Source organism: Pontibacter sp. E15-1, from assembly GCF_022601975.1.
Lineage (GTDB): Bacteria > Bacteroidota > Bacteroidia > Cytophagales > Hymenobacteraceae > Pontibacter.
Genome location: NZ_JAKVIR010000002.1, coordinates 1 through 13,146 on the forward strand (window position 1 = coordinate 1; position 13,146 = coordinate 13,146).

Sequence of the window (13,146 nt, forward strand, 5' to 3'; positions counted from 1 at the left end):
CCCTTACAACATGAAGATGCAAGAGATAGAAGAAAGGATTAGCCGGGAGCTTCAGAAAGCAAAGCTGCTCCAACCAGCGAAGATAAGCAACATCCTCCAGTACATGGAGCAGCAAATAAGTGTACCCTTATAATAAGGTAATGGGAGTAAGTTAAGCTATCTGGCGCAGGTCTACCGGTATTACCCTGGAGATACCCGCCTCGATCATCGTGATGCCATACATCACGTCGGTAGAGGCCATCGTGCGCTTGTTGTGCGTGACCACGATAAACTGGGAATCCGCTGAAAACTTACGGATGATGTTGTTGAATTTGTCGATGTTGGCATCATCCAACGGGGCGTCCACTTCGTCAAAAATACAGAACGGCGCGGGCTTTAGCAGGTAGATGGAGAAAAGGAGAGAGATGGCCGTGAGCGTCTTCTCCCCGCCGGAAAGCTGGTTGATGGTGAGCGGGCGCTTTCCTTTTGGCTGTGCCATAATCTCGATCTTCGAATCTAGCGGACTTTTCGGGTCTGTCAGCACCAGGTCGCAGTTGTCTTCCTCTGTAAACAGGCTTCGGAAAACCAGTTTAAAGTTGTGCTTGATCTGGTTGAAGGCATCCATAAACTTGTCCTTGGCCACCGTGTCAATCTCGTTGATGGTATCGATGAGCATGTTCTTGGCGTTCACCAGGTCGTTGCGCTGCTCTGTGATGAAGGTGTTGCGTTCCTCGATCTCGGCATACGCCTCAGCAGCCATGGCATTCACCGGTCCCATCTTATCCAGTTGACCTTTCACGGTGCCGATGTGCTGACTCAGTTCATCCGAGGAGAGCGGGATCAAAAGGTCTTCCTCCGGAACCGGTGTGGCAAAATCCTCATCAGATATACTGAACTCTGCTGCAAGGCGCTCTTTGATAGCCACCAGCTTGAGCTGCGTTTCTGTTTTAGCCTGTTGCATGCGCATCAGGAGCTCGTCTGAGTTCTGGCGCTTGCGCTGAATCTCGCGAATGGTTTTCTCTTTCTCGTCCAGGTCGCCGCGCAGGCTGAAGTACACCTTTTCTATATCCTCCAGCTCATGGCCAAAAGCGGTACGGGCCTCCAGCATAGCCGCAACCACTTCCTCATTGTCCGCTATAAACACCTCGGCCGCGCCGATCTCTTCCTCTGCCTTCACCAGTTCCTGCTGCAGGGTGTTGATACGCTCCTGGTTTGTCTCCACCGTTTTCTGCTTGTAGCTGATTTCCTGCTGCAGGCTGGCATACCGGTTTTTTAGCTGGTGAAACTGTATGTTCTCCTGGTTATACCTGCCCGAGATCACGGTGATCTTCTCCTGCTGCCCGGCAATGATGGCGGCATGCTCTGTCAGTTGAGCTTCGAGCTGGCTCAATGCATGCATGTCGGCCTCTGCCTGCGGAGACACTTCCTGGCTTTGCTCCCGAAGTTCCAGCAGGCGCTCTTGCAGCTCCTGCTTTTTTTGGTCGAAGTTGCGGAGGTTTTGCTGGTATTGTTCATGCCTGATCCGGACTGTGAGCAGTTCCTGCTGTTGTTTGGCCACGTCCTTCTCCAGTTGCCTGATCGCGTCTTTCTGCGATTCCAGCTTATAGTTTTGCAACAGCTGGTTCTGGGTGTTCACGCGGCCCTGCATCAAGTCCACCTGCCGGGTGAGCTCCTCTACCTCTTTGGCCAGCGCCTCCAAACTCTGCTTGCGCCCCAGCCGGTTGCCGTCGAACAGCCCGACAGACCCACCCGAAAGGCTCAGGGGCTTGCGGATGGCGCTGCCGTCCTTCAGAATGATTGTTTTATAGTCGTTGTCATACAGCTCTTCCTCGCTGTCTTCCGCGATATACACGTTGCGGAGCATGTACTTCATCAGCCCGCTGTATTTTTTCTCAGCAGAAACTACCTCATACCCGGCTTTCAAATTACCCTCACTGTACGTGGCGGTAGGCTCTAATTCCTCAATCTCAGAAAGGATAATGAAGTTTGCGCGCCCCTTGTTCTCGCTTTTCAGCAAGCCAATGGCTTCCACGGCATCATGCAGCTCATCCACCACAAAAAAGTTCATGTATGGCTCCAGGTAACTCTCTATAAGTGGCTTGTAGTCAGGCTCGCAAACCAGTATGTCAGACAGAAGGGGGGCAGGCTTCGACCAGTCAGTGGTTTTGCTCAGGTATTTAATCGCCTCCGGAAATCCCTCCATGTTCTCGACAAGAGACTTGGTGAGATTATACTGGTTTTGCTTTGCGTCGAGCGAGCGGGTCAGCTCAGCGCGCTGTGTCTTCAGCCCCTCTATATTTTCCTCGGTCGCCACTATTTGCTGCTGCAAGGTTTCTTCTTTAGCCTGAAGTCGCACCAGCTCTGAGGTAGAATCCTCTAAAATCAGCTGTGCCTCCTGCAACTGGTCCTGCAGCTCAAGGCCATCGGCATCCGCATTTGTTTGCTGCTGGTGGAGGCGCTCCAGTTCCTGATTGATGTTCTGTATCTGTACCTGACCGATCTCCAGTGATTTGCTGAGTTGGTATACCTCATTCTGCTTCGCCTTCTGCTGCTGCGTCAGGTCCTGCAAGATATCCTGCAGGGAGGCTTTCTCCTCATTGGCTTCCTGCAGCTGCTCCCGCATTTCGGATACCTGCTCTTCTGCCGTGGCATAATGTTCCTGCACCTCTGTCAGTTCGTCGCTCAGTTCCAGGATGCTTTCCTGGGTATGAGTCACGTTCGCGGTGTCCTGGCTGATCTGTTGGCGCAGTTGCTGCATGCGTTCCTGCAAGTAAGACCTGCGCTCGGCGTTCAGCTTGATGTCGTTCTCGAGTTGGCGGAGCTTGGCAGTTTGCACCTGCATGGTTTTCTGCATCTCCGCCAACTTTTCCTGTGTCGCGTTCAGTTCCTGTTTTTGGTCCGCAATGGCGTCTTCCGCCTCTGTCACGGTGCTCACATATTGTTCTTTCAGGCAGTTCTCCTGCTGCACGTCCTGCTCCAGGCGCTCCAGGGTATGCTGGTACTGCGAGATGTTGCGGCGGGCAAATGCCAGGCTGTGCTTTTTATAGTCTTCCTTTAACTGAAAATACCGAATGGCCTGTTTTGCCTGGCGTTCCAGCGTTTTCATGTTCTTGCCAATCTCATGCAGCACGTCTTCCACGCGCTCCAGGTCCGCGTCGGTTTCCTCCAGCTTCTTCAGCGTTTGTTTCTTCCGTACCTTAAACTTGGAGATACCCGCCGCTTCCTCGAACAAAAGCCGGCGCGAGTTCTCTTTGTCGTTCAGTATCTCGTCCACCATCTTCAACTCGATGATGGCATAGCTGTCGGAACCGATCCCCGTGTCCAGAAAAAGTTCGTTGATGTCCTTCAGGCGGCAGGGCACGCTGTTGAGCAGGTATTCGCTGTCGCCGTTGCGGTAGTACTTGCGCGTCACAGTTACTTGCGAATACTCTGTCGGTAGGATGCCCTTGTTGTTGTCGAAAGTGATGGAAACCTCTGCTAACTGCACGGGTTTCCGGGTTTTGGAGCCGTTGAAAATCACGTTCTCCATTTTGTCGGAGCGCAGGTTGCGGGTTTTCTGCTCGCCTAGCACCCAGCGGATGGCGTCCACGATGTTGGACTTGCCGCAGCCGTTAGGCCCGACAATTCCCGTAATCCCGTTGTCGAAATTAATCACGACCCGGTCGCCGAAACTCTTGAAACCTTTAATCTCTAATTTTGATACTTGCATTCGCGTGTGCGGAAACGATGTTAATCTAAACTCAAAAATAAGACGATTTTCGATACCAATAGGTCTGACCGTGCTTTAATATTCGGGGAGGCACATCAATTCTGCGCCGGATTTTCGCTATATTTGGGTATAGACCAACGCAATGGAAGACTTTAAATTAATTTTATATGTACTGGCAGCCGTTGCCTACTTTGTGTTCATGCAGTGGCGCAAAGCCTTCAACGCGCCAAAGGGGGAACAGGACCAAAAGGAACCACCAAGGCCTGAACGCCGCCAGCAACACCCCGCCAAGCCCGTCACATCTTTTGAGGATATTTTGCGGGAACTGCAGCCTAAGCTAGACCAGGCGGAGGCACGTGGAAAAAAGGCCGTGGATCGGGCCAGGGAAGAATTGACGCAAAGGATGCCGCCACTTGTAACTGAGGCAACTGTCATTCCGAGGTCTCCCACAAAACCGGACCTGGTACCGCGGGCGCTTTCCTGGGAGAAACCTGCTGACGCCAAGCGCCTGGCCGTGCTTTCGGAGGAACACCTTCAGAAAAAACGGTTTGAGTCGTATACCAAAGATAAGAAAAATGCGAACCGCTACGCCAGCCTGCTAAAAAACCCGACCTCCGTTCGTGATGCGGTAATCCTTACCGAGATCTTCAACAGGAAATATACCTAGCCGCTCAAATCTCTTTGATAATCTTCGCGTTGTCTGCAACTTAAAACTCATTTAATCTGCCACCGTCAGGGCAAACGTGAGGATATTGGCGCCCATCCGGAGGGCCTGTTGGCGTATGGGTTCCGGGTCGTTGTAAATCTCTTGGTCCTCCCATCCATTCCCTAAATCGGTTTCATAGGTATAGAAGCACACCAAACGGCCTTTGTATAGAATACCGAATCCTTGCGGGGGCTTGTTGTCGTGCTCGTGTATCTTGGGCAACCCGTTGGCGAAGGTATATTTTTGCCTGTAAATCGGGTGGTCGAAGGGCAGTTCTACAAAGTCAAGGTCCGGGAACACTTTTTTCATTTCCGTCCGGATGTATTTGTCGAGGCCGTAATTGTCATCGATGTGCAGGAAACCGCCATTGATGAGGTAATTTCTAAGGTTTTCAGCCTCTGCATCGCTAAAAACAACGTTTCCGTGCCCAGTCATATGCACGAATGGATAGCTGAAAAGCTCAGGGCTCCCAACCTCCACCACGGCTTCGTCCGGGGCGATGTTTGTGCTCAGGTTCTGATTGCAAAACCGGATCAGGTTTGGCAGCGAGGTTTTGTTGGCATACCAGTCGCCGCCGCCATTGTACTTCAGCTTGGCCACTTTAAAGCTGTAATTCTGTGCATTCGCAGCAGGAAGCGCGGCAAGAAGTAGCAACAGAGCAATCAGGAGGCGTTTCAGCATGGCGTGTTTCAGTCTTATAACGGGGCGTAGATGTCGTGGAGCACGTGCAGGGAGTGGCAGGCCACCAGGGCTGCCGTTTCGGTGCGCAGCCGGCTTGTGCCCAGCGTCACGGGCCGGATACCCGCCTTGTAGGCCATGGCAATTTCTTCAGGAGAAAAATCCCCCTCCGGGCCGATCATGATGCAGTGGGGCTGCCCATAGGTATAGTGATCCTTGATGCTCTTGGTGGCATCGTCTTCCAAATGAGCAATATAAGTATGGTTTGTCAGGGCTTTTTGTAAAAACCGGTGGAAAGGAGTGAGGTCGTGCAGCAGGGGAAGATACCCTTTCTGTGACTGCTTCATGGCACTAACGGCAATTTTCTCCAGTCGCTCCAGTTTCAGGTTGCGCCGCTCAGAGTGGTCGCACAGCAGAAAGGTGATTTCGCTGACCCCGATCTCCACGGCTTTCTCCACAAACCACTCCATGCGGTCGATGTTTTTGGTGGGGGCCACGGCGATGTGTGTGCTATAGGGCAGCTTGCCATACTCCATTTGCTTGTCTATCACCTGTAGCTGACACTTCTTTTGGTTGGCATCCTGAATGATGGCAGTATAAAGCCCGCCAATGCCGTCTATAAGGTAGATGGTGTCCCCCTGTTGCAGGCGAAGCACGCGCGTGCAGTGTTTGGACTCGTCCTCGCTCAGCACATAGAACTCAGATGATATGTCGGGGGTATAAAACAGGTGCACGGTGCTTGATTTGAAAGTTGATTACAGTTTTTTAAAGAATGTAGTATAAAACACGAACAGCGTTCGTCGCAGGCCATCGTCAGTTCCCAACGCGCTTACGGGATGCAGAAGTACCCATAGCCGGGCAGGTATACCCTCTTTTTCTACATACGAATGTATGGAATTTGCGACTATTACGGAAGCGGACAGAAAAAAAGCCCCTCCGACAAATGCAGAGAGGCTTCGTGTTAGAAAGTATGGAGTAGTTATGCTGTTACTTCTACATGCGGCGCGCCGGCCAGTATTTCTTCGCTCGCAAACGTGGCGTATTTCCGGAAATTCTCGACAAATTTAGCCGCGAGCCCGGTTGCCTTGGCGTCGTAGTCCTCTTTTTTCTCCCAGGTGTTGCGCGGGTTCAGAATGTCTGACGGCACTCCCGGGCAACTGTCCGGTATCTCTACACCAAACACCGGGTGCTCGGTATAGTTCACAGTGCTGAGTTCTCCGTTCAGTGCTGCCGTGATCATAGCGCGGGTATAGGCCAGTTTCATCCGGGAGCCGATGCCGTACGGGCCACCCGTCCAGCCTGTGTTCACGAGCCATACGTTCACATTCTCCTGTTCCATCTTCTGCCCGAACATCTCCGCATACCGGGTTGGGTGCAAGGGCAGAAAAGCCGCCCCGAAGCAGGCAGAGAAGGTGGTGACCGGCTCTGTAACACCAACTTCTGTGCCAGCTACTTTAGCGGTATACCCCGAAATGAAGTGGTACATCGCCTGGCTCTTGTTCAGCTTCGAGATGGGCGGAATCACACCGAAGGCGTCTGCCGTCAGGAAGAAAATATTTTTCGGTATACCGGCCCGAGACGGATTAACCGCATTCGGGATATGGAAAATCGGGTATGCCGTGCGTGTGTTCTGTGTTACAGAGCTGTCTGTATAGTCCACTGTGCGGGTTCCCTCATAAAAGCGGGTGTTCTCTACAACAGATCCAAACCGGATCGCGTCCCATATCTCCGGCTCCTTTTCATGGGTCAGGTCAATCACTTTGGCGTAGCATCCGCCCTCAAAGTTAAAGACGCTGTCCTCAGTCCAGCCATGCTCGTCGTCGCCGATCAGGCCGCGGTTGGGGTCTGCGGAAAGCGTGGTTTTGCCTGTGCCCGAAAGCCCAAAGAAAATCGCGGTGTCCCCCTCATGGCCCACATTGGCAGAGCAGTGCATCGAAAGGGTGTTCTTTTCCTGGGGCAGCAGGTAGTTCAGCACCGAGAAAATCCCTTTCTTGATTTCACCGGCATACCCGGTGCCGCCAATCAGAATCATACCCTTGGTGAGGTTGATGATGGCGAAGTTGGACTGGCGCGTTCCGTCCACGGCGGGATCAGCCTCAAACTCCGGCACACACAGGATCGTAAACTCCGGCTGATGCTGTTCAAGGTCCTTTTTTGATAGGCGAAGGAACATGTTGTGGCAGAAGAGGTTGTGCCAGGCCTGTGTGTTGATGATGCGCAGGTTCAGGCGGTAATCCGGGTGGGCTCCTGCATAGGCATCGCGCACGTATAGCTTGCGGTCTTCCAGAAAGTCCACCATCTTTTGCTGCAGCTGGTCAAACTTTTCCGGTGAAAAGGGAATGTTGATGTCGCCCCACCACACGGTATCCGCGGTTTTGGCATCTTCAACAATAAAGCGATCCTTCGGGGAGCGGCCGGTAAAAACGCCGGTGTCGCACATGAGTGCGCCCGTGTCCGTCAGCTTTCCTTCCCCATTCATGATTGCCTCTTCCACCAGTTCAGCAGGGCTCAGGTTCCAGCGGATCTCCCGTGCTTTGTTAATGCCTAGCGATGACAGGCCTGCTGTAAACAACTTACCTTCAGATTGTTTCATTATACACTGCGTTGAGTAATTAAGTGAGTGGTTACTTCCTGATGCAAAATTACTATAAAATTATGAATCTCATAATAAAACGCTGTGTGAAGCCTTATTTATTATCAACATCTTAATTTAGAGACGTGATGATGTATATATAATCATACGACACCGGGGCCACGGCGATTGGATGTATTTGCTGTTTTGCGGTTAACCTGATATATCTACTTATCTAATTCTGTAGCTGACTACTACAAACATTCATTACGGCGGGTTTGGTGGCGTTTGGGCTGAACAAGAAGCTGCTATAAAAATATGCATTGCTTTCGCCAGGCAGTTAGCTTATATATAGGCATTCCTAAATTTTAACAGTTGCAGCGGCCATCGGCAACATTCCGGGAGAGGGAGAAGGGTGCAGCGGCGGGCAATCATTTGCTTTAACCGAAATAGCGTGTTATTTTTAACGTGATATACCAACAACTACCTTTCTAATTATCGATCATTTATGTCAGATTCCAAACCTATTTCCGGAGGGAGAGCGCCAGCTTTTATTGATCCGCAGGACACTTTGTTTGGCCATCCCAAAGGCCTCATGATTCTATTTTTCACCGAAATGTGGGAACGCTTCAGCTATTATGGCATGCGCGGCATTCTGGTGTTGTTTCTGGTGTCGAATGTAAACGGCGGCTTCAGCTGGACTGAAACGGAGGCGATCAGCCTTTATGGCACCTATACCATGCTGGTGTATCTGGTGGCGATTCCGGGGGGATTGCTGGCGGACAAAGTGTTGGGACAGAAAAAATCGGTGATGCTGGGCGGCTTCACGCTGGTAGCGGGTCACTTTCTGATGGCCTGGCCAGCGGAGTGGGCTTTTTACACAGCCCTGGCGCTGATCATTGCCGGCACCGGAATGCTGAAGCCGAACATCTCCACCATGGTGGGCGGGCTTTACCGCGAGGGCGACAGCCGTCGTGACTCTGGTTTCACGATCTTCTATATGGGCATCAACCTCGGCGCTTTCCTCGCGGCACTGATCGTGGGGTACGTGGGCGAGACTATCGGCTGGCATTACGGCTTCTCTTTGGCGGGCATCGGTATGTTGCTGGGGCAGATGGTATTCATCGGCGGGCAAAAGTACCTTCGCCATGTCGGCAACCTCGTAAAAAGTGAAGACCGGATTTTTGACAAGAATGAGCGACAGCAGCAAGAAGGCGGCAATGGCTTCTCTAAAGTAGAGAAAGACCGTTTGGTGCTGCTGGGCATCTCCTTCGTGATTGTGCTGGTGTTCTGGGCTGCGTTTGAGCAGGCCGGAGGGTTGATGAACCTATACACCAAGAACTACACGGACCGCTATATCGGTGATGAGTTCGCCGTGAATGAATATAACACGCAGGGCAAGGATACGCAGGATCTGCTGGCCATTGAGGCTACCAAGAAGGTGGTGGAGAATAAGCAGGTTACAGAGTTCAACACCGTCGGGGAGTTTTTCGGCAACCTGGTATCGCCTCGGTCGCTCACCTATGAGGAAATCAACAGCGAGTTGAGCAAGCCTATAGAAGTGGAAGGTACCACCATTGAGCCAGCCACGCGCATTAACAGCCGGCAGTTTATGCTGCCGGTGGCGGAGGCAGACAGCGCTACCTACAACGCCTTGCTCTCGGATAGCGCCCCGATCGTGGAGACTTCCAGCGCCTTTACCATTTTTGACCGGCAGAATGAGCAGCCTGGGTTTATTGTTCCTGCCAGCTGGTTCCAGAGCCTAAACGCCCTGTTCATCCTGATCTTCGGGGGTATAGTAGCCACCATCTGGCTATATCTGGCCAAGACCGGTAAAAACCCGCCGTCCATCGCTAAAATGGGAATCGGAACCGCCATCATGGGCACAGGCTTCATCTTTATGGTGTTTGCCTCGCTGCAGCGGGAGTCCAGCATCTTTGGTCTTTCCTCGATGTGGTGGCTGGTGCTGGCTTACCTCTTCCATACCTTGGGGGAATTGGCGCTTTCTCCGGTGGCACTATCTTATATCACCAAGCTGGCTCCGAAGAGTCTGGTGGCATCCATCATGGGCATCTACTTTGCTGTGACTGGCTTGGGCAACAAAGTGGCCGGCCTTTTAGGGGAAGCCGCACAGAACATGGGCGAGATGGAAATCTTCGGCGGTATAGCCGTTGTGTCTATCTTACTGGGGCTGTTGCTGTGGATCTTCAGTGGCAAGCTGAACCGTTTGTCGCATGGTGCGGAAGACAAGCACGACAATGAGGGGAAGGCTCAGACCGGCCAGCTGCTGGAAGCGGAACTCAGCTAAATCCGCTGTAGCTGCGGCTCGTTAGAATTAAAAGGCCTTCAGGCGCTTAGCGCTTGAAGGCCTTTTTTTGTGCTTTCGTCTCAACACAGAAGTAGTAGCGCAGGCCCTCGGATACAATCCTGGAGATCAGCTGTAATACGTAAAAATCATGTATATTTATATATGATGATGTTTGGCTTTATAAAATTATGCAAATATTGACAAAAGCTTCTAATTTCCATATATAAAAAATATAATAGTATAATATAAAGTATATGATGGCATTATGAGGAAAAAAATTGCATATATGCTATCGCTTACATAGATTTCAGACATCAAGCCGAATTAATAAAATCATACTTCAACTTTTAGCCAAAGTTTATGATTCATTTTAACTGGCGAAGGCAGCTAACAGTTGCCTTCGCTTTTATTTGTCTGAGTTCCTGTGAGGTGATGTCGGATCTGGAGTTAAATCTGGAGCCTGCACCGGAAGCAGTTACGTATCTCATTCCGCAGGGACAACACTACGCCACCAGCAACTTCTACAAAAAAACAACTAGCAGCAAGCTCCGTTTCGAAGTCCTGTTTGACAGCAGTGCCGTTTATACTACCACCGATGCCGCGAATCAGGGAGACATCAACAAGCTATATGGCCTGTCAGACTGCGGCGGCTTGCACCAGGTGAACAGCGCCCGCTTCGGGTGGCGCTGGTATCAAAACAAGTTGGAAATACACGCCTATACCTACCTGAACAAGCAGCGCCAGTCAAAGTTGATTGGCACCGTAGCACTGGGTAAGAAAAGCGTTTGCGAGCTCGAATTCCTGGATCAGGAGTACCAATTTTGGCTGGACGGAAAGATGGTGAAAATGCCGCGTGCCTGTAACGGGGAAGGAGCGGGTTACCAACTGTACCCGTACTTCGGCGGCGACGAAACGGCCCCTCACGATGTCACTATTTATATCCGGGATCTGGAGTAATGCACTAAATGCTGCTGTGCTTTAAGCAGCTCTAATTTTTGATTGGTGAGTTTATTGATTTAACAGCCCTGCCTTCAAAAGGAGTTAAAAGAGAGCCTTGCGTAACAGCAGTAAATAGCTTTTCAACTCATCCTCCATATATAAAAAAAACCTGAGCCATTGCTGACTCAGGTTTTTTAGTGTTAGGTGAGGGGATGAATTACATCATGCCGCCCATACCGCCCATGCCACCTGGCATAGATGGAGCACCTTTGTCCTCTTCTGCATCTTCAGAAACCACACACTCGGTAGTGAGCAGCAGGCCTGCGATAGATGCAGCGTTCTCAAGGGCAAGACGTGTCACCTTCGTAGGGTCGATGATACCAGCCTGGAACATATTCTCATACTTGTTGTCGCGAGCATTGTAGCCATAATCAGCCTTACCTTCGCGAACGGCCTGCACAACTACAGAACCTTCGCCACCAGCGTTAGAAACGATTGTTCTTAGCGGAGACTCCAGTGCCGTCTTGATGATCTGAACACCTGTCTGCTCATCGGCATTGTACACATCAATGTTGTTCAGGGCATCTATCGCACGGATGAGGGCAACGCCACCACCAGCTACGATACCTTCCTCTACGGCAGCGCGTGTTGCGTGCAGGGCATCATCTACGCGGTCTTTCTTCTCTTTCATCTCTACTTCAGTAGAAGCACCGATATAAAGGATCGCAACACCACCAGACAATTTCGCCAGGCGCTCCTGCAGCTTCTCCTTGTCGTAGTCAGAAGTAGTAGCCTCCATTTGAGACTTGATCTGATTTATGCGCGCCACGATATCATCTTTCTGTCCAGCGCCGTTTACCAGCGTTGTGTTGTCTTTGTCGATGATCACCTTCTCCGCCTGTCCAAGATACTCAAGTGTAGCGTTTTCTAACTTGTAGCCACGCTCTTCAGAGATCACAGTTCCACCTGTCAGGATGGCGATGTCCTCCAGCATTGCCTTTCTTCTGTCGCCAAAACCAGGGGCCTTCACAGCGGCAATCTTAAGTGAGCCACGCAGTTTGTTTACAACCAATGTAGCAAGCGCCTCGCCGTCTACATCTTCAGAAACAATCACCAGGCCTTTACCAGTCTGGACAACCTGCTCCAACACTGGAAGCAACTCCTTCATGGTAGACACCTTCTTGTCGTAGATCAGGATGTAAGGGTTCTCGAACTCAGCCTCCATCTTCTCTGCGTTGGTCACGAAGTAAGGAGACAGGTAACCGCGGTCGAACTGCATACCTTCCACTGTTTTTACTTCAGTCTCGGTGCCTTTCGCCTCTTCTACAGTAATTACACCGTCCTTACCAACTTTGTCCATCGCATCGGCAATCATCTTACCGATTTCAGCGTCGTTGTTGGCAGAGATGGTACCTACCTGAGATATCTCAGAAGAGTTCTCAATTTTCTTGGACTGTGTACGCAGGTTCTCAACCACCGCATGCACGGCTTTGTCGATACCACGCTTCAGGTCCATTGGGTTAGCGCCAGCCGCTACGTTCTTGATACCAGCTGTGTAAATCGCCTGCGCCAAAACAGTAGCGGTAGTAGTACCGTCACCAGCCTGGTCGGCAGTCTTAGAGGCAACCTCCTTCACTAACTGGGCACCCATGTTCTCGATAGGGTCTTTTAGTTCGATTTCTTTCGCAACGGAAACACCGTCTTTCGTAATGGTAGGTGCACCGAATTTCTTGTCGATGATCACGTTACGGCCTTTAGGACCCAACGTAACTTTCACTGCATTTGCTAATTTATCAACGCCCGCCTTAATCTTAGTGCGTGCGTCTGTATCAAATGTGATGTTCTTAGCCATAGTTTAATATACTTTTGGATTAAGTTTTACAGATCTTAAATTAAAGAATCGCAAGGATGTCAGACTCGCGCATGATCAGGTAGTCACCTCCATCTACGGAAATCTCAGTGCCTGCATACTTGCCATACAACACCTGGTCACCCACTTTCAACTGCGGAGCGATAAGTGATCCCTGGTCAGAGGTTTTTCCTTCTCCTACGGCTACAACCTCTCCTCGCTGAGGCTTCTCTTTAGCAGTATCAGGGATGATGATACCTGACTTTGTCTTTTCTTCTGCTGCAGCAGGAGCTACAATTACTCTGTCTGCTAATGGTTTAATGCTGATTGACATAGTTTTTTGTTATTATGTTTATTGTTTATAAGTATGTAATAACACGGCTATACTATCACTTCTTGTGCCAAG

The 13,146-nt window shown here is 50.9% G+C and carries 9 protein-coding genes; 3 read left to right on the forward strand and 6 right to left on the reverse strand.

Features of this window, described 5'->3' with window-relative positions:
* Positions 1-151 precede the first annotated feature (151 nt).
* Positions 152-3,688 (reverse strand): chromosome segregation protein SMC, encoded by a 3,537-nt coding sequence (gene smc, locus MKJ04_RS01515; protein ID WP_241638587.1) that lies wholly within the window; start codon positions 3,686-3,688, stop codon positions 152-154.
* A 142-nt stretch (positions 3,689-3,830) separates the two neighbouring features.
* On the opposite strand from smc, the gene MKJ04_RS01520 reads away from it, so the two are divergent.
* The gene (locus MKJ04_RS01520; RefSeq protein ID WP_241638589.1) at positions 3,831-4,355 is read left to right on the forward strand and encodes a hypothetical protein; all 525 of its coding nucleotides are present in this window, start codon (positions 3,831-3,833) and stop codon (positions 4,353-4,355) included.
* Between the two features lie 51 nt (positions 4,356-4,406).
* Here MKJ04_RS01520 and MKJ04_RS01525 read toward each other — a convergent pair whose 3' ends face one another.
* The 3 genes from MKJ04_RS01525 to pckA all read right to left on the reverse strand — a co-directional run bounded on the left by MKJ04_RS01525 (position 4,407) and on the right by pckA (position 7,665).
* Positions 4,407-5,072, reverse strand: a complete 666-nt coding sequence (locus MKJ04_RS01525; RefSeq protein ID WP_241639060.1) for a DUF4159 domain-containing protein — start codon at positions 5,070-5,072, stop codon at positions 4,407-4,409.
* A gap of 17 nt (positions 5,073-5,089) precedes the next feature.
* Positions 5,090-5,806 (reverse strand): 16S rRNA (uracil(1498)-N(3))-methyltransferase, encoded by a 717-nt coding sequence (locus MKJ04_RS01530; RefSeq protein WP_241638591.1) that lies wholly within the window; start codon positions 5,804-5,806, stop codon positions 5,090-5,092.
* Positions 5,807-6,051: 245 nt separating this feature from the next.
* Positions 6,052-7,665: a phosphoenolpyruvate carboxykinase (ATP) gene (gene pckA / locus MKJ04_RS01535; protein ID WP_241638593.1), complete on the reverse strand. Its 1,614-nt coding sequence runs from the start codon at positions 7,663-7,665 to the stop codon at positions 6,052-6,054.
* A 487-nt stretch (positions 7,666-8,152) separates the two neighbouring features.
* On the opposite strand from pckA, the gene MKJ04_RS01540 reads away from it, so the two are divergent.
* Together MKJ04_RS01540 and MKJ04_RS01545 are read left to right on the forward strand one after the other, a co-directional pair.
* A complete protein-coding gene (locus MKJ04_RS01540; protein ID WP_241638595.1) occupies positions 8,153-9,952 on the forward strand; it encodes a peptide MFS transporter in 1,800 nt (599 codons plus the stop codon).
* Between the two features lie 360 nt (positions 9,953-10,312).
* Entirely contained in the window at positions 10,313-10,909 is a 597-nt protein-coding gene (locus MKJ04_RS01545) for a hypothetical protein (protein WP_241638597.1), read from the forward strand.
* A 199-nt stretch (positions 10,910-11,108) separates the two neighbouring features.
* On the opposite strand, the gene groL is transcribed toward MKJ04_RS01545, so the two are convergent.
* Together groL and groES are read right to left on the reverse strand one after the other, a co-directional pair.
* Entirely contained in the window at positions 11,109-12,743 is a 1,635-nt protein-coding gene (gene groL, locus MKJ04_RS01550; RefSeq protein WP_241638599.1) for a chaperonin GroEL, read from the reverse strand.
* 40 nt (positions 12,744-12,783) lie between these two features.
* Positions 12,784-13,074 (reverse strand): co-chaperone GroES, encoded by a 291-nt coding sequence (gene groES, locus MKJ04_RS01555; protein ID WP_241638601.1) that lies wholly within the window; start codon positions 13,072-13,074, stop codon positions 12,784-12,786.
* Between the last annotated feature and the right edge of the window lie 72 nt (positions 13,075-13,146).

Excerpts from the sequence above, each read along its gene's own strand:
- smc (WP_241638587.1), bottom strand. The coding sequence starts at position 3,688 with ATGCAAGTATCAAAATTAGAGATTAAAGGTTTCAAGAGTTTCGGCGAC.
- MKJ04_RS01520 (WP_241638589.1), top strand. The coding sequence starts at position 3,831 with ATGGAAGACTTTAAATTAATTTTATATGTACTGGCAGCCGTTGCCTAC.
- pckA (WP_241638593.1), bottom strand. The coding sequence starts at position 7,665 with ATGAAACAATCTGAAGGTAAGTTGTTTACAGCAGGCCTGTCATCGCTA.
- MKJ04_RS01540 (WP_241638595.1), top strand. The coding sequence starts at position 8,153 with ATGTCAGATTCCAAACCTATTTCCGGAGGGAGAGCGCCAGCTTTTATT.
- MKJ04_RS01545 (WP_241638597.1), top strand. The coding sequence starts at position 10,313 with ATGATTCATTTTAACTGGCGAAGGCAGCTAACAGTTGCCTTCGCTTTT.
- groL (WP_241638599.1), bottom strand. The coding sequence starts at position 12,743 with ATGGCTAAGAACATCACATTTGATACAGACGCACGCACTAAGATTAAG.
- groES (WP_241638601.1), bottom strand. The coding sequence starts at position 13,074 with ATGTCAATCAGCATTAAACCATTAGCAGACAGAGTAATTGTAGCTCCT.